Here is a 23,071-nt window from a genome sequence, read left to right as displayed (position 1 = left end):
CTACCAAGCAAATGGGGTGAATGCCTGCTTTCGTGGGATGGAAAATTACCGTTGGCTAGCCTTTAAACGTTTGCCTGAATTCAAGGGGCGTCTGGCTGGTCTTTTTCTTAAAGACCTTATTAAACGACTGGGAATGCTCGAACCCCAGCTGGTAGGCGACCTCGGCCACGGTCAACTGACCGGCCACCAGGTATTCCTTGGCCTTTTCGATCACCTTATTATGGATGTGCTGCTGGGTATTCTGGCCGGTCAGCGATCGCAGCAGGTCGCTCAGGTACCGTGGGGATAGATTGAGCTGGTCGGCCAGGTATTGCACGGTCGGCAAGCCGGTCATCAGGGTTTTCTCATCCCGGAAGTATACCTCCAGAAGCTCCTCAAACCGGCCGAGTATATCGCTGTTAACCGCCTTACGCGTGATAAACTGGCGGTTATAGAACCGATTGCTATAGTTCAGCAGCAGCTCGATCTGGTTTACGATCACGTCCTGGCTAAACGAGTCGATCCGTTCGTTCAGCTCGTCCTGAATACGATCAAAAACCGTCAGGATGGTCTCCTTCTCTTTTTCAGATACATACAACGCCTCGGCTGCCGTATACGAAAAGAAACCGTAGTTCCGGATGGCCTTACCCAGCGCATACGGCCGAAGCAGATCAGGATGCACGTGCAGCGACATGCCTTCGTAGTCAGCCTCTTCGTCTACGCCGCGAATGAGCTGCCCGGGCGCAATGAACGACATACCGCCCGCCTCGAAGTCATAGTATCCCTGGCCATACCGTATCCTGCCGCGAAAGCGCGTCTTGAAGGAAATCTTGTAAAAGCCCATGATCATACCGCTCGCCAGGTGCGACAGGTCGCCGCCGACTTCGCCATAATTGACGATGCTGACCAGCGGATGCAGGGGCGCCGGCTGCCCAACGGCCCGGTGCAGCGCAGCAATCGATTCGAACAAGACGGGTTGATCGGTCTTCACGGCACAAAGGTAGCTAAATCTGATGCCGTACGGGCATCACGTTCCACGACACCGTGCCCTGGTCGATCATGCTGTGAATAGGCGAGTCACGAAAGACATCCATCAGCCGGTGCATGGCCTGCGTGCCCTGGCTGACACTTCCCCACAGCAGCATATCCGTAATACGGCCATCCGTTTCCTGAGCAATGTGCCGGGAGACAAACCCAGGCTGCTCTTTTAGCCAGGCATCGATCGGTACATTGACCTCAATAAAGTCCTGCATGGAAAACTCCGTCTGCAGTAAGAACGATGTAATCTCGATTGCGGAGAGTTCTTTTGTTTGCTTGCGCATGGTCTATCGTGATTTTGTATCACAAAGGTACCGCTGCGCGATGAGCAAGGTGTAGCCGGAATGACGATTGTTGTAGGCTAATTGACGATTGTCTAAATGGGAAGTTAGACTTTATTACAGCGGAATTTGGATAACTAAGTCCGCACAATTTGTGCTATTTTGGCCGCACAAGTATCAATACTTTGAAAGTAACGGACAAGGTCTGGATCCATCCAGCATATTAAATCATATAGTATTGCATGCATTCTCAATGCTTGCGTACAGTCTATTGTCGTGCCTAGAAAACATAACGGCTCGCAGTGATTCATCGTATTCCTAAAGTTCTTAATATCCTCCAACTTCCGATGTATTGCCTTCCCGTTTATAATCCTCTTTCTGAAACTTGGGTGATTACAGGAGGAAGCCCCCAAGAATTAAAGCACGACGCTGTTAGAACATTGAACGGTTCAACAGTCCCGCCGAGCTCACCGGAATATTTCACAAAGACCACATGACCAATTTTGTGGTGGCGTATAACATACGAACAAAGAATGCAAGGTTCCACATTAGTATACATGGTAACGCCTTCTAAGTTTCTGCCCCGCTGCCGTGCATCCAGGATGGCCAATGTCTCAGCGTGCCGGGTAATATCTTTTAGCTGACGACTTTTTTCATACGCTTCGCCGATAATGACGCCGTCTTTTACAATCACGCTTCCTACCGGACTTTCGCCCTCCCGGGCGGCGAGCTCAGCAAGCTCATAACAGCGTTGCATAAAGCGTTGATGGTTGTTCATTCTATTCGCTTTTTAAAATTTCTACATATCCATCCGTTCCGTTCACACGAATTCTCTGCCCATCTTTAATCAACCGGGCAGCATGCTCCACCGCGACCACGGCAGGCAGACCATATTCGCGCGCAATCACCGCGCCGTGAGTCATCAATCCTCCCACTTCAGTAATCAGTCCTTTTATCGATAAGAACAACGGCGTCCAGCTAGGGTCGGTAAACGGAGTAACTAAAATGTCGCCATCTTCCAGAACAGCATCTTCCATCTTTACGATAACGCGTGCTCGCCCTTCTACAATTCCTGAGGAAACAGCCAGGCCGATAATCGCCCCCGGCGGAAGATTCTCCCGTTTGTACGTACCCGTAATGATTTCACCATCCGACGTAATAACCCGCGGGGGTGTCAATTTCTTATACAGCTCGTAGTCATCCTTCCGCTTCTTGATGACCTGATAATCCAGTGCATGATGGCGTACAACTTCGTGCAGCTCTTCAAACGTGAGATACGCTATATCTTCCTTGTTGTGAATAACATTCGCTAACATGAGGGCTTCCGCTTCCCGCAGCAAGGCCTGCTTATACACAAAATAACGACTCACAATGTCGTATTTAGGATACTCCCGATAGCCGGCAAAATTCCGAACCAGGCTGATCATGCGTTTTGTCTCCTCGGCTTTTTGTTCACCGTCCGGTAATTGCTTAAGTCGATTCAACAGCTCCGCTTCTTTTTTCAACGCTTCCTGCCGCCCCTGTTCAAATTTACGTTGGCTGGCCTGGGGCGCAAAGTTTCGGATGTTGCTAAGAATCAGGGGAACCAGTATCCTGGGATCTTCACGCCACCGCGTTCTCGTAATATCGATTTCACCGGCACACCGCATGCCGTACTTCTCCAGATAAGCATCGACCGCCTTCCGTGCCTCGTCTCCTCCCGCGATATTCACCAGTTCATCTAAAAAATCTTTACCGTGTGCACGTTGTAAATATTCAATTACCGCCGGATACGGACGGATCACATCGGCGACATCCAACAGCGCCAGGCCCATTTCCGAAGTGACATTGTTCGGCACAGACTGCGACAGCGTATCGGCTACGTTTACTTCACCCAGCCATTCGTTCATCTTGTCATTGATCCAGACGGCAGCATCCATGGCCCCCATGATCGCGGCCATGTTCTGCGAATCAAATAGACTGGTCTTCAATTGGTCAAGATCCTCCCGAATAAGATCGAGCAGATCCGATCCTGATTTTGATTGAATGTTTTCCTGTAAGGCTTTTATCGATGCCTGGCTGCGGGCAACCAGGCCAGCGGCAATGGCGGGATCATTTTCAAGTTGCGTACGGAAGCCCGCCATCGAAAGAACACGACTACCTTTAGCGGGCTCGTCGCCTGGCAGTAATTTTATAAAATCATCCCGCTCAAGAATCGTCATGAGGGCGTCTTTTATAAGTGGATCGAATTGGCCCGCCATATCCAGTATCGCTTTCCGGGTGGCCGGTGACGACAACCTGGCCGCAACATCCACAAACATCCGTCCTCCCGCAATAGCCATCGGGCCGGCAGAAGTTAACTGCCGCACCGATAGCCCCAGGGGTTTCATCGCGTCCGTCATCATTTGCTGATGCCCGACGGATATATACACATGATTCTCCCGATCATTCTCTTCGGGAACCGGAAATAATGTTGTAATCGGTCTACTCTGAACAATATAGATTCTATCGTCGGCCAAACACCACTCAATATCCTGCGGGTAGCCAAAGTGTTGTTCAATCCCTCTGCCAAGGTGTGCCAGCCGCAAAATCTGCCCATCCGTAAGGGCTTGTGTGTTTTGCTTCGCGGGCTCAATCTCTTGCGTTTTTGTCCCGCCATCCTTAAAAGCATAAATAGCCAGCTTCTTGGCACCTATCTTTTTATCGATTACCTGGCCGTCGCGTACTTTATAAACGTCGGCATGTACCAGACCCGAGACCAACGCTTCCCCCAGGCCGAAACTGGCGTCGATGGATATGACCTTCCTGTTGCCCGTAACGGGGTCGGCTGTAAACATGATACCGGCCACCTGCGGAGAAACCATCCTTTGCACTACCACCGACAAATGCACCTTTCGATGATCAAAACCATTTTGAATACGGTATAGTACTGCACGCGCTGTAAAGAGTGATGCCCAACATTTGCTGATGTGCCGTAAGATTGCCTCGACGCCGATAACATTCAGGTATGTATCCTGCTGTCCGGCAAAAGACGCCGTCGGCAGATCTTCCGCTGTCGCACTCGACCGCACAGCAAAGGCTTCTTTCTCGTCAAACCTGGAAAGGGAGCGTGTGATTTCTTCACGAATATCCTGAGAAAGGGCTACCCCTTCGATGATCCTACGAATCTCACCGCTAACCCCACGGATCTTATCCAGGTCTGCCACCCCGAAAGTTGACAACCGATTCAGCAACACCTTGATCGTGGAGTTCTCACCGAGCGCACGTGTAAAAGCATCCGTCGTGATGCAAAAGCCATCCGGCACGAGAATCCCTCCGATCTTCTTCAGTTCCCCCAGGTTTGCTCCCTTCCCGCCGACGATGGCAAGCTTCGTCCTGTCACTCTCCTGAAGACTCAATACAAATGAACTCCCTCCGATCATAGTTGAAGTATTTACGTTTCAGCTTCTATCTATCGTTGACCTTGTTCGTTGTCTCTTCCATTATTTTAACGGCGCTGGAGAAATAGGTCTCCAGCACATTCAGCTCTTTCCCCGAAAAGGATGCAATCAACTTTTCGGAATTACTCCGAAACTCCTTATACAGCGGTTCAAAAAGCGCCATGATATTTTTTGTATTAGGCTCAATGAGAACCTTCCGCCTGTCCTCCTCCGCAAACCGCCGTTTTACCAGTTTCTTCTTTTCAAACCTGTCTATTAACCCCGTCACAGCACCCGTCGTTAGGCCCGTGAGCGTGGCGAGCTCTCCCGCCGTCATCTGCCCCTTCTCGATTAAAAAGCCCAGGTACTTATGGTCCGTACCCGAAAGCCCCGCCTTACGCCCAATGGCCTCGTGCATCTGAATAGAGATGTAGGCATACTGTTGGCTCAGCTTGCGGATGTGCCGTACCGTGTCCTTGTCCATAATATCTTATTTATTAAATATCTTAGTAACAAAGATAATTAAATAAACCCGCGTATCCAAATACAATGAAAAGACCCACGAGTTGAAGTGCCTTATAAACCAGGTTGTGGGACGTAGGTCAGGACTAAATATGTAAGCTACCAGCGAAGGGAAGTATATCGATAGCAATTAGGCTAACGATTTTAACGGATGAATGGCGTTTGTACGGGTCGGATATATTTCAGAAATGGATCTGGTAGATCGATAAGGAATTATATATGTCACTCCAAACAGATTATTTTACTACCCGGTTGCGGCAATACCTGAAATTTGGAGACGAATAAGCTCTCTTCATTCACTTTCATCATTCCCTGTTATCTACGTATTCCAAAATGTCCCCTGGTTGGCAATCTAATGCTTTGCAAATTGCATTTAAGGTGCTAAAGCGAATTGCTTTCGCCTTACCTGTCTTTAAGATAGAGAGGTTAGATAATGTCAAATCAACTTTTTCGGAAAGTTCATTCAGAGAAGTTTTTCGTTTTGCCATCATCACGTCTAAGTTTACAATGATTGGCATGGCTTAAATTGTTAAATCATTCTCAGATTTCATATCGATGGCGTTCTGCAAGATTTTCTCAAATATTGCCGCAGCAGTTGCCACGACGATAGAAGCAAACGTAGTCACGATACAAATGGCAAGAAAACCCGCGGGGTCGTCCTCCTTATTATGGGATAACATTATGTATAGTCCTGCTATCACAATTAAAATACTAAACACGATTGCACAATACTTTATGCTCTTTAAGGCCGCAACAGAGTCTGATGAGAACACTTTATTGTGGCCTATGTACGCTAATAATTTGAACGCCTTATACAGCGCAACAAAAAAGGCGATTGATGTTGCGTATCCATACAAAATGAGCGGGTCCAGGTAAATGCTTAACAAATCTAAGTTTACAGCTCTTCCCTCGGTTAAGGGAAGCCGAATCAGAACGGCAAGCACCACGATGCCGATAAGCACGATGACTGCCTGAAGAAATCCTGTTGAAATTCTTTTCATAGACTGTTTTATGGTTATCATTCTGATGTGAATTTAATAAATATTTACTGATAAACAATAAATATTTGCCGTATTACGAATAATACCGAAAAAACAGCCGTTTTTGTACGGCCCGGCAGCATTAGCATATCCATTGACCAGAATCCGGTAAATGACAAGGTCGCCGATGTCTCTTGAGCTGGCGCCCACCGGCACCGTCGTGGTAATCGCTCGGGCGTAACACCGGTCACAACCGCAGGGCAGGGTGCCGAAAAATACCTGCACGTGTGCCTCGGTGGCAAAGCTCGTACCGCTGATGGCCATCGGATGCCCCACAGGCCCTGACCCCAATTACCGGCGGCCAGACTAACAGATCGACCTGGTTCCCGATGTTGCCCGGCGTTTGTCCCTGCGGAATACGTGTCTGGTTGATACTTTCTTTTATAAAATGCGCCTGTTTTTCTAGGCACGAAAACGCTAGCTTTTTAAGTATCTTAGAGGTACTACTTATAACCCCTAAAGTTATGTACCTACACAAAAGACTCCTCTGTTATGCTATCCTGGCGGCGGTTGCCGCAGTCAGCATGCAATGTTCCGATGATGACGATACTCCCCCGACAGATCCGGAAAGCTCCGAAAAAAACATTACTTCGTTTAAATTCCTCGGTCTTACGCCGAACGTAACGGCCACGATCAACGCTACGACCAAAACCATTGCTGCTACGGTACCGGCAGGCACGGTTGTAACGGCACTTGTTCCCACGATCGAAATTTCAGAAGACGCCAGTATCTCGCCGGCTTCCGGCGCGGCGCAAAACTTCACCAACCCCGTTACCTACACCGTAACCGCCGAAGACGATAGTCAACAAACTTACACGGTAACCGTTACGGTAGAAGAAGCGGAGCTCGTTTGTTATCCAACCGAGCTGCCGGGTGCCAATTCTTTCATGAACTATATCACCTACAATACCGACAACACCGTCGCCACCGTCACCTATATTCAAGAAACTTTTCCGGAAATCCGCACGGAGTATGAATATACGGATGGAAAGCTCAGCCGCGTCGACACTTTCAGCGACGACGAATTAATCGAATACACCCTTTACACCTACGCCACGGGCACGATTACCGTAACCTACCACCCTGACGAGACCGATTTCGAAGCCGCGCGTTACGTAATCTTCTACCTTGACGGCGAACGCGTTACCGGCTATGGCGACCATTCCGTAGAACAAGACGGTGCACGACAGGATTCTGCCGTATTTACCTATACCAACGACAATATTACGCATATAGACTTGTACGCAGACAGCGATGAGGTGCAATTTACTTACGACATCGAATACGACGACAAACCCAACCCGCACGCCCAGGTGGGCCTGGGGAACTGGGAATTCGACGTCTTCTACGGCCAGTCGTTTAATAAAAATAATTTCACGCAACTTACATTCAACGAAGATACGCAGGTAGTCACGTACACGTACAATGAAGATGGTCTCCCCCTGACACGAACTTTCAATGAAGGCTCCGCCGAGACCTATGCATACGACTGCCGATAGTGATCATACTATCGATACAAAAAAGGCAACCCGGTGGGGTTGCCTTTTTTTGGTCACGGCCAGCACCAAAAGGATCGGATAGGCGATGCGGATCTTTTGAGCTAGCATGACCAGCAGCATCACAATAAAAAGAAGTCCCAGGATCAGCAGCAGGTTTTCGTGCATCGTTATTGCCTATCAGTTATAGCATTTGTTCTGATCTTAAATTTGAATGCTGGTACCCAAGCGAGAAAGAATCCGTTCTTATGCTGCGCGCTCGGCCTGCCAATACAAAGATCTTTAATTCATTTGCCTTGCCTCTCACTTAAATTCCGTCTGGATGTTGATGTTCCCTTTCAGGATCTTGGAAATAGGACAATCCTCCGCAATCCGGATCAGCCTTTGCTGTAGCTCCGGATCCCCCACATTCTTAATGTCGATCTTACGGTCGATGCGCAGGACTACACCATTGCTCCCGATCCGGTGGAACATATTGGCCTCAACCTCGATCTCCGGGATCTCCAGACCTTTATGATCGATATACATCCGCAGTGTCGCCAGTGTGCAGGAAACAAGAGATGACAGTAAAAGCGTGTATGGATCCGGGCCAACATCCTTTCCGCCCAGTTTTTCAGGTTCGTCCGTAATCAGTACGCCATTCCTCCAGTGAATAGCAGTTTTATACTTATCGGTCCCGATCACCCCGCTGATCGGCGTCTCCAACATATATTTCATGGATGCCAGTCTTTTTCCCAGACATCCTCGTATTGCGCGGGGTGACGTCGGAACTGTACATTCACATACGGGCAAAGTGGTACGATCTTCAGATCTTTCTCCTTTGCATAGCTGACCAGCTTTTCGAGCAACAATTTTGCGAACCCCCGACCTTCAAACTCGGGATATACTTCCGTGTGGAATACTGTCAATCTTCCGTTTGTGATGGCGATGTCCATTTTCCCGGCTTTGACCTCATCTGTAAAGAGCTGCACTTCGCCGTAAGCACGGCCTTCAAAAGCTACTGTCGTCCTTTCCATTAAGCTTTAGTGTTGTTTTCCGCAACATCCTGTAGAATGGTCAATGCCCCCGAAGGACAGCTGGCGACTTGATCGATCAGTTCCTCGGTCGTGGCATTTTCCGGTCGTATCCAGGGGCGTGCCTTCGGGTCATAAACCTGAGGCAGCGTCCGGACACAGATGCCCGCATGAATACATGTTTTTGGTTTCCAGAGGATCGTTATTTCCCCGTTCTGATATGTAAGTGTTTCCATAGCGTGCTCATTATAGATCGTCGCCAAACCTATAAAAAGGGCACGGAGAGCGAACCTGGCGCCTTGCGTGACAATCGTATACGTTGACACGCAAATGTCTGCAACCGGGCTAAAAGAGGAAGATGATATTTATCGCAAAAAGTAGTAGACAAAAGTCTACTTTCTGGTAGGGCAAGGACGAGAAGTATCTATTTCAGATTGTGCAGACGTTTGACGCGGCTTAGCGTATCCTTGTTGATACCGAGATAGGATGCAATGATGTGCTGCGGAAAACGTTGAGAAAGTTCAGGATAACATTCTACAAAATCGGTATAACGCTTATCTGCCGAAGAACTTATAGTGGAGGTGAGACGCCGGTTGTTGGCCATCATATTGCGCTCGTCAAGCCTCATTTTCATTTCACAGAACGCCGGTATCTTATTCTGTAGTTCTATCGTACCTTCCCTGGTCACATAAAGCAGTTCGCAATGCTCCCAGGCGTCGATATGATAGCGGCTTGGCGTCAACTCCACAAAACTTTCCCGGTCACCCATCCACCATTCTTCAACACCCAGCCGTACAACGTGTTCAATTCCGCCGTCATCCACGGAATACATGCGCATCGCACCTTTTACGATAAATGCGAAATATTTACACTGGTCCCCAGCCTGGAGCAAAAATTGTCTTTTCCGTAATTTGAACGGAGTAAATGTCCGTCTGATTAATGCCTTTTCCCCGTCTGAAAGCGGTTCAGAACTGAATTTTTTCAGATAGTCAAAAAAAGCGTTGTACATATAAACCTCCAGTACCTTTTTAAATATTAAATATTATTGATCGTCGTATAAGATGGACCACTTGCGCCGCCGCGCGTGTTCCAGGAATTTCATCGACAATTATCTACATTCTTTTGCTACATATGTCATCTTTCTGATCTATCAGGATCATGAAATTTGCGTTGTCACAAACAAACAAGAATTATCATGAGATCCGTGTCCTTCTTTTCTTTCCGTGATCCACGTCACAAACATCCTTTCGGCCATTCCATACAGCCAACCGAAATGACGACCAGGGACAAGACATACGAAACAACAAAGAGCATTTTAACGAACATGGGCTCTTAAGCGCATCGCAATTTTTCGATTATTCATTAATTATACAACTATCAAACAATGTCAAAAAATGTAAAAAGGGGCCTTGAGGCCCTCCTGCGTCCGGAAGATAGCGTCGTCGTACTGATCGATCACCAGCCTTTTCAGTTCACAAACCTGAACAGCCATGATCCGCAGGCGATCATCAACGCTGCCGCCGGACTTGCTAAAGCGGCAAAATTGTTCAACGTACCCACCATTCTTACCACGGTCATCGAAGAACGCGGAGGATCACTCCTCAAACAGATCCAGGACGTATTCCCAGACCAAAAGCCCATCAACCGTACTTTTATCAATACCTGGCAGGACACAAACGTTACCAACGTAGTAACCAAAACCGGCCGCAAGCAACTGATCATTGCGGGGCTCTACACGGAGATCTGTGTGGCTATGCCTGCGATCCAGGCTGCAGGCGAAGGTTATGATGTATATGTCGTTACAGACGCCTGCGGAGCGGTTTCAGTGGAAGCTCACGATATGGCCGTACGTCGTATGGAGGCACACGATATCACGCCGATCAACTGGATAGCCGTGGTTTCGGAATGGCAGCGCGACCACGCTCGCACCCAAACGGGACTTGGACTTGCAAATATCCTGGTAGAACATGGCGGCGCAAGCGGCGTGGCATTTCTTTGGGAGCAACAACTGTTAAATACACCTGTCCCTGCGCAATAGTCAGGACCCTTGAAAACGCGACACCTTGATCGATCTCAGGGTGTCGCGTTTGTTTATCCATCCGGTTAATTAAAAGATCAAAGGAGAATAACATGGAAATAGGTATAGACAGTTTCGCCTCGGCAATGTATAGCAGCCGTGAGCTGAGCAGCGTTGATACGATGGAGCAACTGCTGGATAGAATAGTGGCGGCAGATGTGGCCGGACTGGACGTTTTCGGCATCGGCGAACACCATAAAAAAGAGTTTCTGGACTCGGCTCCCGCAGTGATCCTGGCAGCGGCGGCAGCCCGAACCAAAAAGATCCGGCTGATGAGTGCAGTGACCGTACTGAGCGCTTCAGATCCTGTAAGAGTGTTTCAGCAATTCGCCACCCTCGACATCATTTCCAAAGGACGTGCGGAGATCGTGGCCGGCCGTGGTTCCTCCACAGAAGCATTTCCCCTTTTCGGGTATAACCTGCAGGATTATGACGCCTTGTTCATAGAGAAATTAAAACTGCTGCTACAGATCCGGGACGAAGAGTTCGTTACCTGGTCGGGTAAGTTCAGGTCAGAACTGAAAGATCAGCCGGTTTACCCGCGACCGCTTCAGGAGAAGCTACCTGTCTGGGTGGGTGTGGGCGGAACGCCGCAATCATTTGTACGTGCCGGTATGCTTGGGCTTCCCTTAATGGTGGCCGTCATCGGCGGCGAGACAGAGCGGTTTCGTCCGCTGGTCGATCTCTACAGAAAGTCTGGTGAAGAAGCTGGATTTAAACCAGAGGAATTGAGGGTAGGACTGCACTCACCGGGCTATGTCGGTGTGGACGACCAGAGAGCAATCGATGACTATTATCCGGGCTATAAGGAATCATGGACCAAAATAGGCCGCGAACGCGGCTGGCCTCCTGTTACAAGAAGTCAGTTCGACGAACTGGTATCGGAAAAAGGCGTTCTTGTCGTTGGCGGGCCGGAAACGGTCAAAGCAAAGCTATTGCGCCATAGCCAAGCACTTGGAGGCGTAGACCGTTTTATGTTTCAGATGGATATTGCCGGCCTTACTCACCAGCAGTCCATGCGGGCCATTGAACTGATCGGTTCGAACGTGATCCCACAGATCAGAAAAAACGGCTGATAGCCACAGTAATTTAAACCGTTCACCACAAATATTTAATATGAAAAAGAAAAGCAGCTTTTCTACTCAGGGACAAAGAGCAGATATAGGCGACCTTAAAATATACCGCATACTGGCTAACAGATACGCGCACGCCGTGGGCGCATTTGTATTCCTCGATCATATCGTTCCTACGATCCAAACGACCATCAATAAGGAAGGTACCGGCGCGCATCCGCACCGGGGCATTGCCACATTGACTTACATCCTGAATGGCGAGGACGAGCATTTCGACAGTGCCGGGAACTATGCCATGGTTCATTCGGGCGGAATTCAATGGATGAAGGCAGGTAAGGGTATCATCCACGACGAAACGTTGAATTATGATTCCCGGACGGATTCCAAACTGATCCATGCCTTCCAATTCTGGATCAACCTGCCGGCAAAAATAAAATCTGAAAAGCCAGAATATTTAGCTATTGAAGGCAATGAAGTGCCCTACAAAACCTTACCCGATAAAAACGGCTGGATCAAAATTATCGTTGGTTCTTTTGAGGATTTAAGCGCCCCGATCCCTAATTATTCAGAACAATTCCTCTATCATATCCACCTGGAGCAGGATGCTGTTTTTACTATCAACATAGCGGATAAACTGGAGGTAGCTGCTTATCTGCCCACGATGTCTGCCACGATCAACGATGAAGATTTCAACGACGGTGACTTTGTCGAGTTCGACCGAAAGGAAGGAAGTATAGAGATACGCAACCAAAACAGCGAAGCCTGTGACCTTCTATTGTTCGGCGGCGAGACCTATCAGGAACCCATTTTCGAAGAAGGGCCATTCGTCATGAATTCCAAGTTGGATATTGCCAATGCCTATCAGGATTTTTATAATGGCGATTACGGAACGATCGATTACGAAAAACAAAGATCTAAAACACAGTAAGCCAAGACTGACACCGTTTTTTTACAAGCTGATCAAACCGGTAAAGAACTCACTACGTATTTTGACTCATGGACAATTACATCGCACCCGCTCAAACTCGCATGAAAGCTGACGAACATTATTCGTCAGCTTTCATTTTGGAGAACCCTGGTTATCGACAGATCTTTGTCAAACTACCTAGGTTGGTTAAAAATATACCGCGCAATTCTCCACTCGTCTTGTTCCTTTCTTAATAAGAAGAACTCCCTGTTTTCTGCAGAGATAGTTTCTCTTGTCGGAGGAGTGTAGTTCCATTTGAATGTGTCCGGACAAATGAGATGTCATCTTTTATTATCACCTCGTCAATTTTTACTTTGACAGTTAACTGGATAGCCTTAAAAAAAAATTCATACGCTGTAACCAACTGTGCTGTACGCAACGGCTCCCTTCAGCACCACATTACATCTTATCTGGGAATTACTAAAGAAACACTAAGTAGGATAAAAAGGCAGTCCATACGCTGAATTCTTTCCTCTATGGTCCCCCCCGGCGTGGCTTCAATCCAATGAGTTCCGTTCGCTACCCTCACGTTGTTTTCGCTTAAAGAGAGGTCGCTCAAGTGAAACACCGGACGAACTCTCCTTAAACAAAAACGTCCCAGGCCTTGCCTGGGACGTTTTTGTTTAATTGGCGGGGAGGACCGGCAAAATCTCGAACCTTGTGTGGACGACTTGAGACTGTTGTACAGGGTGATTATTAGGAAAAACCTCATTTGAATCGAATTTGAGACATTTTTCGCTGGTTTACGATAGATTTTCAAACCGCCTTGGGTCAATCTCGTTTTTGCCCCTCAGGGACAGACAGGGGATTTTGTTTGTTTAGATGCGTTTATCGATTTTGCAAGAAAAACAAGACTCATTGCCTAATCTTTATATCATAGCCGGATGCAACGGCGCAGGTAAGACTACTGCCAGCTTCACAATTTTTCCTGGATTACTTAATTGCAAGGAATTTGTAAACGCCGACAGTATTGCCGCGGGCCTGTCTCCATTTAATCCGGAGGGGGTTGCCGTTGAGGCCGGTAGACTGATGTTATCCCGGATTGACGAGCTAACGAGAGCGAACGTAGATTTTGCAATCGAGACAACGCTGGCGACAAGGAGCTATTTGTCATTGGTTAAAAGAGCTCAGTCGCTTGGATATAAAGTAACGCTGTTGTACATCTGGTTGGATTCACCTCAGACCGCGAAAGAGCGCGTAGCTGCGCGCGTTGCAAAGGGTGGGCATAATATTCCCGGGGATGTTATTGAGCGTCGATATTACCGTGGAATTTTCAATCTGATTAATTTGTTTATTCCCGTGGTGAATGGGTGGATGGTTGTGAATAGCACAAATGTGGTAATTGAGCCTATTGCGACAGGGGATCAAGAGGGGAAAAATGTTGTTAGGAATGACTATTTTTGGAATGTAATCGTAGAGCAAAGCAAGAGATATGGAAAAGGATAAACCTGAATTGACGGGGCTTTTTAAGGACATATTGCAGGGGATGAACGATGCAACACGCAAGCTCGTGGAGGAGAATGCAGCCATCGGAGGCTCTCTGGTTATCTCGGTTAATGGAGAGGTGAAGAAGGTGCCAGCGAAGGATTTGCTTCCGCAGGTGCGCATAAACAAAAATCCCCTGCAATAGCCTCCTGGCTGCAAGGCATTATAAAAACTGGTGTCTAAAGGGCATCAGATATGATCGAGACCTGCACGTCCAAAGCGACTAAAATCTCCTTTGTCAGATTAAACGTTCTTCCAGCGCGTCTCGCCATAAAATGAATCCTTTCATTGGATCTGAGTAATCGTGAAGAACGCGACTAAAGTTGGATGTAACACCATCAATAAATGCCTGACGACCTTTCTGTCGAATTACTCCCAATGCGTCGTCGATCTGTTTCAAAGCATCTCGGAGGGTAGATACGCTCTTGTCTACATGCCAAATATAGGTAGCCTCCTCTGTATCTAAGGTCTCCCAAAATTTCATTCAGCAAATCATCAGGTGAATTGTACAACGCCTGTGAATCTACCACGTTGGTCTGAACTTGTTGAATATCCAGAAGGTTAGCCTGATGAGTCTCCGGATGCCGCTTTAAAATATTCTCTAATAAAAATCGAAAGCGAACGCCTTCTATTATCTCACGATCGATCCTATCAAGATCATCTTAAACTGCTCTGATTGATATTTGAACGCGACTATCCCAAACTTAAATTCCAGATGCTCGATTGGAATCTGGACCTGGTTCTCAATAGAGAATGATTTATCGCTAGTTGTGACTGGCTCATAAAAATCAAACAAAGGTCCTTCTTTTACGAATCTTTTATAATGCACATTCCTTTTCTGAAAAAGCCTTTCGAGGTAATCAATCTTATAATCACGATAATCTCGATTGATCGAGATGTTATTGCCGAGCGTAATGACCAAATTCCCGGGTTGAACCTGAGTACTGGATTCTTCAATGCCAGCCAACGATGTATCCAGTTCATCCAGTGCCTCAGATCCAATTCGTGTGACAGATTTCAGGAACTCCGTTACCCGACCGCGATCGTTCCAAATATGCAGGTATATTCTTGCTGCGGCAAGCTTGAATGAATTTCCGGCAATCATCAACCCACGATTGTTTATCAAAATCGGCTGCTATAAACCAAGATGTATTGTCCTGCATGAGGGGATAGATCCCTGCCAGGTGACCACCTTCAAGGTGTTTAATCGCCTGGTGACTATCGTACGGCAAATATTCCTTCTCGGTGTAATTTTGGAAGGTTCCCCCGTGCATCTGATGTAATCTGTACCGGTAAGGATCGAAGCGGCAGGCAGGTATATAGCCGCTCTTTCCGGCCTTCTCCCAGCGCACGGCAAAAACATCGTCGCGGCCGCGGAAGAGAGATTTATAGAGATTTGATTTGATCGGCTGACCACATACGAAAAATAAAGGTTGTCCTTTTTTCGCGTTGTTTCAAGCTTATAGAGTCAAAGTATATCAGGGACTGATCGTTCCCGAAAATAGCGCAGCAGACAATACTGACCTATGTTGTATTAGATCATTTCCCCAGCAGTGGCTTAACTACAAGTATTTGATTATCATATATTTGCATTGAGCAGTGCCAACCAGGTTCGATATCCATTCCACCAGTCGCAAAAAAGCCTGCAAACTGTTAAAATTTGCAGGCTTTCTTTATGCGGAGAGACAGGGATTCGAACCCTGGATACCCTTTGGGGGTATACACACTTTCCAGGCGTGCTCCTTCAACCACTCGGACATCTCTCCTTTTGTTGAACGGGGTGCAAAGAAATCAATATTTCTGGCGTTTTGCAAGGTCAGGCCGTTAATTCTCCGGCCAGGGATAAACCCACCAGCTCACGCGCACGGTCGGGACCGTACTCGCCGATCAGCAGCATCAATTTGGTTACGGCCGCCTCGGTGGTCATGTCGGCACCGCCGATTACACCGATCTGCTGCAGCTTTTTGCTCGTTTCGTAGCGCCCCTGCAGCACCCGGCCACCCGGGCATTGCGAGATGTTGAGGATGATTACGCCGTTTTCAATCGCCCGCTTCAGCTCTTCCGTCAGCCAGGGCAGCGTGGGGGCATTACCGGAACCATAGGTTTCCATGACCACAGCCTTCAGGCCGGGAATGCTTAGAATAGCATGCACGATCTCCTGACTGATGCCCGGGAACAGCTTCAGAATGGAAATATTCGTTTCAAACGACTTGCGCAGCGTCAGCGACGACGGCGACACAACAGCCATAGCCGAGAAGTTGTAATCGATCTTTACGCCGGCTTTGGCCAGCGGCGGGTAGTTACCCGAGTTGAACGCATCGAACTGCATGCTTTCAACCTTCTTGGTCCGGTTGCCACGCAGCAGCACATAGTCAAAGTAAATACAAACCTCGTTTACCAGCGGCTCACCGTTGCGACGGGCAGAGGCAATGTCGAGCGAAGTAATGAGATTCTCGCGGGCGTCAGACCGGGGCTCGGCAATCGGCAACTGAGCACCGGTAAAAATCACCGGCTTGTGCAGGCCCTCCAGCATAAAGCTAATGGCCGAGGCCGTGAAGGCCATCGTATCGGTACCGTGTAGCACCACGAAGCCGTCGTGTTGGTCGTAGTTGTCTTTAATGACCTCGCCGATCACTTGCCAGTGGCCCGGGTTGATGTTGGACGAATCGATCGGTATCTCAAACGATACGACAGTAATCTCCAGCGACAGGTTCTTGAGCGTCGGCAGATGTTCGAGGATGGAAGCAAAGTCAAAAGGGATGAGCACGCCGTCTTTGTCATAGGTCATGCCGAAGGTTCCCCCGGTATAAATGATCAATATCCGGGAACGCGCCTTCTCCGGCAAGGCAGCGTTTATGCTTATCTTTTTTAAATTCATGTTGGCGGTGGTGTATGCTGGTTGTTTGGGTTGTTTGCGTCAGGGGCCTGTCAGACAGGGTGGAAAAGCTTCAGGGCATTGGCGGTGGTGGCCGCCTGTATTTGCTCTACCGGTATCTTCATAATCTCCGACATGCGGTGCGCTACCAGCGGTATATACGACGGCTCGTTGCGCTTACCCCGGTACGGCACCGGGGCCAGGTAAGGGCAATCGGTCTCCAACACAAGGTGCTCTAGCCCGACAGTGGGCAGCACGGCATCGAGGCCTCCGTTCTTATAGGTAGCGACGCCACCAATGCCTAGTAGGAATCCCATTCTGGTGACGCGCTCGGCCTGAGCGGCGTCCCCCGAAAAGCAATGAAATATACCCGTCAGCTTACCGTCCGCGAGCCCCTCTACAAGCTCGATTGTCTCGTCGACACTTTCACGGCAGTGAATGATGATGGGCAGGTTATATTTTTTGGCCCAGTTCACCTGGATGGTGAAGGCCTCCTTTTGTTGCTCCCAGAAAGTCTTGTCCCAATACAGGTCTGTACCGATCTCGCCCACAGCAACAAACTTGCGCTTGGCGAGCCACTCCTCGACAATGTACAGCTCACGCTCAAAGTCCTTCTTTACATAACAAGGGTGCAGGCCCATCATAGAGAGACAGCGGCCTCCCGACCGGCTTTCCAATTCAAGCATATCGTCTATGGAAGTGTGATCGATGTTGGGCATATACACCCGGCCGATCGTTGCTTCTTCACACCGCGCCAGCACGTCGGTACGGTCCGGGACGAAGGCTTTGGCATAGAGGTGTGCGTGGGTATCTATATAATAATCCATGGCATACTCGGGTGGAAAATGCGGGGTGATTAAATATCGACGTGGTAAACATCCTGCTGGTTACGGGCGATGTTTTGTACGTGGAAACCGCCAGGCTGCGGTACCTCCTCTACCAGGTCGAACATCGTACACGCCTTGGGCAGGGCCGAAAAAATGAGCAGGAAGTTGTAGGTGCCAACCCGCGGGATGGCCGTCCACATGGGGGCATAGGAAATGTTTTCGGCATGCACCAGGCTGGAACGGGATCCCGTGTCGCGATCCACCAGGTAGGTGGTCCGCCAGATGCGGATCAGCATCTCCTCCGATTCGTTCTCAAAATAGCAGTGCACGTACACGTAGGAATCCTCCAGCGTCTCGGGCGCGATGGCCGCCAGGATCTCGGTATCGACGGCGGGGCTGGGCTTTACTGGTACCTCCGGCACGGCCGCCGACCTGACAAATGGGGTGTTTACGGTACTCGCCATACTTACAAATCCAACAAATTTCGCATTATTTCCCGGAAATCTCTACTTTCGCTCGCATTATCCTATTCTAACCGTATGAGCAAACTTGTCATTGGCAGCTTCCAGGAATTCGAACAACACATCGGAAAAGACCTGGGCTACTCAGACTATCTGAAGATCACCCAGGAACAGATCAATAAATTTGCGGAAGCTACCCTCGACCACCAGTGGATCCATACCGACCCCGTGCGGGCGGCGGAAGGCCCGTTCAAAAAACCGATCGCCCACGGCTACCTGGCCCTGTCGATCATCCCCTACCTGTGGGATCAAATCGCCGAGATCAACAACGTCAAAATGCTGGTAAACTACGGCATCGAAAAGTTGAAGTTCGCCCAGCCCGTCATCGTCGACAACGAAGTGCGCCTGAAAGTAACACTCGAGTCGCTTGCCGACCTGCGCGGCATTACCAAAGCGCAGCTGCTGGCTACCCTCGAAATTAAAGACAATCCGAAGCCGGCGTTTACGGCGTCGATCATCTTCCTGTACCACTTCAAATAACGCACTGACTTGAACGTCAATCTCGACTCGCTTCTTACTGTTACCAATGTACTGATCGGCCTGACCGTTATCATAAGTTTCTACGCTTTTGAACGGCCCGACTTTCTGAACAAGCTTATCATGAACCCGTACCGCGTCAAACACCGGCGCGAGTACTACCGGTTCATCACCTCGGGGTTTATTCACCTCGACCACATACACATTATCTTCAACATGTTCTCGCTGTACTTTTTTGGTACAGCTATGGAAAGTGTGTTTTTGGTTGTATTCGGACCCCTGGGTTATGTATACTTCGTGGCATTATACCTCCTCGGTATAGTTGTATCCGACATCCCCACATTCTTTAAACACCAGGACAATCCCAGGTATAATGCCCTGGGTGCTTCGGGTGGTGTCGCATCGGTGATCTTTGCATTTGTGATCTTTCTGCCGTTAGAAGATATCTGCATATACTTCGCATTCTGCTTCCCGGGGTTTATCATGGGCACAGCCTACCTGGTGTTCTCCTGGTATCAGGGGAAGAAGGCAAAAGACAACATCAACCACGACGCCCACCTCTATGGTGCGTTGTTCGGCATGGTCTTCTGCATTGTGCTGTACCCGCGCGTGCTGCCCGAGTTCATCGAACAGCTCAAGAGCTGGCGGATGTTCGACTAACCACAATAAAAAACAAGGCCCTGTTTTAAGGGTCTCCACGACGATGGTTGTCTTGGTAACAGTTTCTGTATGAAGCGTGCGTGAACTCTGCGTGAAGCGAACAGCCGTCAGCCTGTATATGACCCAAAATAGGTGACATCGTTTGACACACAGGGGGTGTCTTTTGTAGGGCCGGATGTGTTTTCTATACAAATTCAGCCAAAAGACCGAACTTTTAGCACCCGTTTCGTTGTAATACAGGATTCAGTCCCCGAAACCGAAGTCCGATGGCCCATTATACACACCCTTCCATGAACCTCACCGACACGATCATTCCTGTCTATAATCTCATGACGTGCTCCGGTGGTACCAACTTTGGTATCTCCCGGTGCGAGCCGGATGACGACTTCACCGATTTCCAGGAGCCGCATCGGAACGAAGGGTATTCGCTCATCTTATTGACAAGAGGCGCAATCGAGAAGTTCATCGACTTCGAAAAGTATTATATCGAAGCACCGGCGCTGATCTCCATGAGTCCGGAGCAAGTGCACCAGTATGTCAAGTCCTACGATGCCGAGTTGCAGTTCATCTCCTTTAACAGAGACTTCCTGATGGGCGAGGTGCAGGGATGGATGGCGTGCTGGGAATGTATGTTTGGTCACGTAATTCAGGATCTCGATGCGTCGACCATGGAAGAGCTGTTGGTCTATGCACGCCTGATGGAAGAGGAGTTTGCCGCGAACAAACCACAGAAAGACAGCCTGATCCGAAATCTCCTGAATGCCTTTATTATCTGTTGCGCACGTTTGCAGAGCATCAGTGTGCCAGTGATGCAGATGGATTCCACACAGAATAAACTGGTACGTCAATTTAAATATCAGGTCGATACACACTTTCGTGAGAAGACTATGGTGGCCGAGTATGCTGACATGCTATATGTAACGCCCGGCCATCTGAATGAGGTGATCAAAACAACCGTTGGCAAGACGGCCAAACGGGTAATCGACGAAAAGCGCCTGACGGAGGCCAAACGTTTGTTATTCTGGGGGAACTACTCCATGAAGGAGATTGCCTGGCAGCTGAAGTTTGAAGACGATTCGTATTTCAATCGATTCTTTAAAAAACACACGGGCCATACGCCGTATCTATACCAACGCACGATCCGCGAAAAGTACAATTAATGCCATGATTAGGTAAATGTTTGCTGGCATGGAGTGTAATACTTTTGCTTCATGATCAACCTGGCAAGAATGCACAATAATCTACTACCGATAAAACCTTTTACAGAGGTTTTGCGTGTAAGTCAGATTATGTTGATCCACCACGCATTCCCGTGTCGCCGTCATACGGCCGATCCGAAAGCGTAGTATACCCTGCGCGTTATGCCCTCCGCGCCGGTTGCTCTGCTACACCGGCCTGCATGACCTCCGGCCGCCCCGCCGGCACATTGCCAGCTTGCCTCACGAACCTGAAACCACATTGATACATATCTAAAAGAAGGAAGTATGAAACGTTTATTGAACCCACTTGCAACCACCGGAGTCACCATGCTCGGGAGCATGGCACTCGTCGCCATATTAAACAGCTGTACCTCGTCGTCGGGCAACGATGGCGGCATGATGCAAATGCCCACCCCTACCCTGCCCGTATTGACTGTCGCCAACATAGCCACTACCACACATCGTGAGTATGCCGCTACGCTGGAAGGCAAGGTGAACGTCGAGATCCGTCCGCAGGTAGCAGGCTACCTGGAGACGATCTTTATAGACGAAGGCGAATACGTTAAAGCCGGTCAGCCATTGTTCCGCATCAACGACCGCCCCTACCGCGAGCAGGTAGCCAACACCACGGCATCGCTGAAGGCTGCACAAGCCAACGAGTCGAAAGCCCAACTGGAAGTTGACCGCCTCACGCCACTGGTGAAAAACAACGTCATCTCGGAAATCCAACTGCAGACAGCACAAGCCAGCCTCGAATCAGCCAAAGCAAACGTAGCCCAGGCCCGTGCCCAGATGGGCAACGCCGAGATCAACGCCGGCTATGCGCTGATCAAAGCACCGGTAAGCGGTTACATCGGCCACATTCCCTACAAGCTCGGGAGCCTCGTGGGCCGTGGCGAAGACCTGCCGCTCACGGTCCTGTCGGATGTAAAAGATATCTATGCTTACTTCTCGCTGAGCGAAGTCGACTTCCTGCAGTTCAAAGAGCAGGTGCCGGGCGCCACGCTGGAAGAGAAGCTCAAGAATCTGCCACCCGTCAACCTGATCCTGGCCGACAACACAGTATACCCTGAAAAGGGCGTCGTGAGCACGGTCGAAGGTCAGTTTGACAAGACCATGGGTGCCATCACCTTCCGCGCTACGTTCCCCAATGCTGCCGGTCTGCTCCGCTCGGGTAACACCGGCCGCGTCAGCATCCCACGCAACCATGCGCAAGCACTGGTAGTGCCGCAGGAGGCAACGTTCGAGCTACAGGACAAGGTGCTGGTGTTTGTCGTCTCCGATAGCAACAAAGTAGCCAGCCGCCCGATCCACATCAAGGACCAAAGCGCTACATATTACTTTGTAGACGAGGGGCTGAAGCCGGGTGAAAAGATCGTATACTCAGGCCTGAGCCGCCTGCGCGACGGTGCACTGATCGCACCGCAGCACATTACGCTCGACAGCTTGCTGAAAACAAAACCTATTTAATCACACCGTTATACCCTGCCGGCCAACCGGCCGCTTAGCGGGCTTGCTTCTCATCGAAGCAGGCCCGGCAGGACCTATACGTACCTTTTAATAACGCTTCTTATGTTAAAGACATTTATCGAACGACCGGTACTGGCAACGGTCATCTCAATCATACTCGTGCTGCTGGGGGTGCTCTCGCTGCTTCAACTGCCGGTGACGCAGTTCCCCGACATCGCCCCGCCCAGCATTCAGGTGCAGGCAAACTACCCCGGCGCCAACGCCGAAGTGGTGGCCCGCTCCGTCGCCACGCCCATTGAAGAAGCCGTGAACGGCGTCGAGGACATGACCTACATGACCTCTACGTCGAACAACGACGGCACCATGGCGCTGACAGTATATTTCAAGTTGGGCACAAACCCCGACCTGGCTGCCGTAAACGTGCAAAGCCGTGTGTCAAAAGCTACCAGCCTGCTGCCGGCAGAAGTAGTACAAGCCGGTATCAACACGCAAAAGCAGCAGAACAGCATGATCATGGTGGCCAACCTCATGAGCGACAACCCGCTGTACGACGAAACATTCTTGCAGAACTATGCCAAGATTAACTTCATTCCCCAGATCCAACGGGTGAACGGCGTCGGGCAGGCCATGGTGTTCGGCTCGAAAGATTATTCCATGCGCATCTGGCTGAAGC

At 49.3% G+C, this 23,071-nt stretch carries 29 protein-coding genes and 1 tRNA gene; 11 read left to right on the top strand and 19 right to left on the bottom strand.

From position 1 onward, the window contains the following. Positions 1-55 precede the first annotated feature (55 nt). The 8 genes from KK062_RS06405 to KK062_RS06370 form a co-directional block, all read right to left on the bottom strand. Positions 56-970 (bottom strand): helix-turn-helix domain-containing protein, encoded by a 915-nt coding sequence (locus KK062_RS06405; RefSeq protein WP_254083434.1) that lies wholly within the window; start codon positions 968-970, stop codon positions 56-58. A 13-nt stretch (positions 971-983) separates the two neighbouring features. Continuing rightward, the gene (locus KK062_RS06400; protein WP_254083433.1) at positions 984-1,301 is read right to left on the bottom strand and encodes a hypothetical protein; all 318 of its coding nucleotides are present in this window, start codon (positions 1,299-1,301) and stop codon (positions 984-986) included. A 361-nt stretch (positions 1,302-1,662) separates the two neighbouring features. Next, positions 1,663-2,076, bottom strand: a complete 414-nt coding sequence (locus tag KK062_RS06395) for a nucleoside deaminase (RefSeq protein ID WP_254083432.1) — start codon at positions 2,074-2,076, stop codon at positions 1,663-1,665. Position 2,077: 1 nt separating this feature from the next. Beyond that, a complete protein-coding gene (ppsA, locus tag KK062_RS06390) occupies positions 2,078-4,699 on the bottom strand; it encodes a phosphoenolpyruvate synthase (protein ID WP_254083431.1) in 2,622 nt (873 codons plus the stop codon). 25 nt (positions 4,700-4,724) lie between these two features. Further along, positions 4,725-5,180 carry a MarR family winged helix-turn-helix transcriptional regulator gene (locus KK062_RS06385; protein ID WP_254083430.1) on the bottom strand — a complete coding sequence of 152 codons (456 nt, stop codon included), beginning with the start codon at positions 5,178-5,180 and terminating at the stop codon, positions 4,725-4,727. Between the two features lie 343 nt (positions 5,181-5,523). Beyond that, a complete protein-coding gene (locus KK062_RS06380; RefSeq protein ID WP_254083429.1) occupies positions 5,524-5,736 on the bottom strand; it encodes a helix-turn-helix domain-containing protein in 213 nt (70 codons plus the stop codon). 3 nt (positions 5,737-5,739) lie between these two features. Continuing rightward, positions 5,740-6,219, bottom strand: coding sequence for a DUF2975 domain-containing protein (locus tag KK062_RS06375; protein ID WP_254083428.1), 480 nt, complete (start codon positions 6,217-6,219; stop codon positions 5,740-5,742). Between the two features lie 33 nt (positions 6,220-6,252). After that, positions 6,253-6,522 carry a hypothetical protein gene (locus tag KK062_RS06370; protein ID WP_254083427.1) on the bottom strand — a complete coding sequence of 90 codons (270 nt, stop codon included), beginning with the start codon at positions 6,520-6,522 and terminating at the stop codon, positions 6,253-6,255. Between the two features lie 200 nt (positions 6,523-6,722). Here KK062_RS06370 and KK062_RS06365 point away from each other — a divergent pair, with 200 nt between their 5' ends. Continuing rightward, positions 6,723-7,757, top strand: coding sequence for an SGBP N-terminal domain-containing protein (locus KK062_RS06365; protein WP_254083426.1), 1,035 nt, complete (start codon positions 6,723-6,725; stop codon positions 7,755-7,757). 3 nt (positions 7,758-7,760) lie between these two features. Here the strand turns inward: KK062_RS06365 and KK062_RS06360 are convergent, their stop codons facing one another. The 5 genes from KK062_RS06360 to KK062_RS06340 all read right to left on the bottom strand — a co-directional run bounded on the left by KK062_RS06360 (position 7,761) and on the right by KK062_RS06340 (position 9,776). Further along, positions 7,761-7,922 (bottom strand): hypothetical protein, encoded by a 162-nt coding sequence (locus tag KK062_RS06360; protein ID WP_254083425.1) that lies wholly within the window; start codon positions 7,920-7,922, stop codon positions 7,761-7,763. Positions 7,923-8,057: 135 nt separating this feature from the next. Continuing rightward, positions 8,058-8,471 carry an OsmC family protein gene (locus tag KK062_RS06355; RefSeq protein WP_254083424.1) on the bottom strand — a complete coding sequence of 138 codons (414 nt, stop codon included), beginning with the start codon at positions 8,469-8,471 and terminating at the stop codon, positions 8,058-8,060. Further along, positions 8,468-8,770, bottom strand: a complete 303-nt coding sequence (locus KK062_RS06350; protein ID WP_254083423.1) for a GNAT family N-acetyltransferase — start codon at positions 8,768-8,770, stop codon at positions 8,468-8,470. Before KK062_RS06350 ends, KK062_RS06355 begins: the two co-directional genes overlap by 4 nt. Next, entirely contained in the window at positions 8,770-9,003 is a 234-nt protein-coding gene (locus tag KK062_RS06345; RefSeq protein ID WP_254083422.1) for a (4Fe-4S)-binding protein, read from the bottom strand. The genes KK062_RS06350 and KK062_RS06345 overlap by 1 nt, the downstream gene beginning before the upstream one ends. A 188-nt stretch (positions 9,004-9,191) precedes the next feature. Next, positions 9,192-9,776 carry a Crp/Fnr family transcriptional regulator gene (locus tag KK062_RS06340; protein WP_254083421.1) on the bottom strand — a complete coding sequence of 195 codons (585 nt, stop codon included), beginning with the start codon at positions 9,774-9,776 and terminating at the stop codon, positions 9,192-9,194. Between the two features lie 375 nt (positions 9,777-10,151). On the opposite strand from KK062_RS06340, the gene KK062_RS06335 reads away from it, so the two are divergent. From KK062_RS06335 to KK062_RS06315, 5 genes are all read left to right on the top strand, one after another. Next, on the top strand, positions 10,152-10,805 hold the full coding sequence (locus KK062_RS06335) for an isochorismatase family protein (protein WP_254083420.1): 654 nt from the start codon (positions 10,152-10,154) through the stop codon (positions 10,803-10,805). Between the two features lie 92 nt (positions 10,806-10,897). Further along, positions 10,898-11,920 carry an LLM class flavin-dependent oxidoreductase gene (locus KK062_RS06330; protein ID WP_254083419.1) on the top strand — a complete coding sequence of 341 codons (1,023 nt, stop codon included), beginning with the start codon at positions 10,898-10,900 and terminating at the stop codon, positions 11,918-11,920. Positions 11,921-11,960: 40 nt separating this feature from the next. Then, positions 11,961-12,845, top strand: coding sequence for a pirin family protein (locus KK062_RS06325; RefSeq protein WP_254083418.1), 885 nt, complete (start codon positions 11,961-11,963; stop codon positions 12,843-12,845). Positions 12,846-13,706: 861 nt separating this feature from the next. Beyond that, positions 13,707-14,330 (top strand): ATPase, encoded by a 624-nt coding sequence (locus KK062_RS06320; RefSeq protein ID WP_254083417.1) that lies wholly within the window; start codon positions 13,707-13,709, stop codon positions 14,328-14,330. After that, positions 14,317-14,514, top strand: a complete 198-nt coding sequence (locus tag KK062_RS06315) for a DUF8506 family protein (protein WP_254083416.1) — start codon at positions 14,317-14,319, stop codon at positions 14,512-14,514. The genes KK062_RS06320 and KK062_RS06315 overlap by 14 nt, the downstream gene beginning before the upstream one ends. Positions 14,515-15,000: 486 nt before the next feature. Here the strand turns inward: KK062_RS06315 and KK062_RS06310 are convergent, their stop codons facing one another. The 6 genes from KK062_RS06310 to KK062_RS06290 all read right to left on the bottom strand — a co-directional run bounded on the left by KK062_RS06310 (position 15,001) and on the right by KK062_RS06290 (position 18,535). Continuing rightward, complete coding sequence (locus tag KK062_RS06310) at positions 15,001-15,474, bottom strand: hypothetical protein (protein WP_254083415.1); 474 nt, start codon at positions 15,472-15,474, stop codon at positions 15,001-15,003. Continuing rightward, positions 15,362-15,721, bottom strand: coding sequence for a TOTE conflict system archaeo-eukaryotic primase domain-containing protein (locus KK062_RS31230; protein ID WP_438835846.1), 360 nt, complete (start codon positions 15,719-15,721; stop codon positions 15,362-15,364). The genes KK062_RS06310 and KK062_RS31230 overlap by 113 nt, the downstream gene beginning before the upstream one ends. 326 nt (positions 15,722-16,047) lie before the next feature. Beyond that, positions 16,048-16,135: transfer RNA gene (locus KK062_RS06305), tRNA-Ser, on the bottom strand. Between the two features lie 50 nt (positions 16,136-16,185). Further along, the gene (locus KK062_RS06300; RefSeq protein WP_254083414.1) at positions 16,186-17,247 is read right to left on the bottom strand and encodes an asparaginase; all 1,062 of its coding nucleotides are present in this window, start codon (positions 17,245-17,247) and stop codon (positions 16,186-16,188) included. A 50-nt stretch (positions 17,248-17,297) separates the two neighbouring features. Beyond that, positions 17,298-18,071 (bottom strand): TatD family hydrolase, encoded by a 774-nt coding sequence (locus tag KK062_RS06295; RefSeq protein WP_254083413.1) that lies wholly within the window; start codon positions 18,069-18,071, stop codon positions 17,298-17,300. Positions 18,072-18,100: 29 nt separating this feature from the next. Further along, positions 18,101-18,535, bottom strand: coding sequence for a hypothetical protein (locus tag KK062_RS06290; RefSeq protein WP_254083412.1), 435 nt, complete (start codon positions 18,533-18,535; stop codon positions 18,101-18,103). Positions 18,536-18,610: 75 nt separating this feature from the next. Between KK062_RS06290 and KK062_RS06285 the strand changes: the two genes are divergently transcribed. The 5 genes from KK062_RS06285 to KK062_RS06265 form a co-directional block, all read left to right on the top strand. Further along, on the top strand, positions 18,611-19,072 hold the full coding sequence (locus KK062_RS06285; protein WP_254083411.1) for a MaoC family dehydratase: 462 nt from the start codon (positions 18,611-18,613) through the stop codon (positions 19,070-19,072). A gap of 9 nt (positions 19,073-19,081) precedes the next feature. Further along, positions 19,082-19,729 carry a rhomboid family intramembrane serine protease gene (locus KK062_RS06280; RefSeq protein WP_254083410.1) on the top strand — a complete coding sequence of 216 codons (648 nt, stop codon included), beginning with the start codon at positions 19,082-19,084 and terminating at the stop codon, positions 19,727-19,729. A gap of 290 nt (positions 19,730-20,019) precedes the next feature. Continuing rightward, on the top strand, positions 20,020-20,889 hold the full coding sequence (locus tag KK062_RS06275; RefSeq protein ID WP_254083409.1) for a helix-turn-helix domain-containing protein: 870 nt from the start codon (positions 20,020-20,022) through the stop codon (positions 20,887-20,889). Between the two features lie 324 nt (positions 20,890-21,213). Then, on the top strand, positions 21,214-22,398 hold the full coding sequence (locus tag KK062_RS06270) for an efflux RND transporter periplasmic adaptor subunit (protein ID WP_254083408.1): 1,185 nt from the start codon (positions 21,214-21,216) through the stop codon (positions 22,396-22,398). A 102-nt stretch (positions 22,399-22,500) separates the two neighbouring features. Then, positions 22,501-23,071: efflux RND transporter permease subunit (locus KK062_RS06265; RefSeq protein WP_254083407.1), on the top strand; the 571-nt coding region annotated here is incomplete at its 3' end.

Source organism: Dawidia cretensis (assembly GCF_018598175.1).
GTDB classification, from domain to species: Bacteria; Bacteroidota; Bacteroidia; order Cytophagales; family Cyclobacteriaceae; genus Ohtaekwangia; species Ohtaekwangia cretensis.
This window is presented reverse-complemented; position numbering and strand designations above follow the sequence as displayed.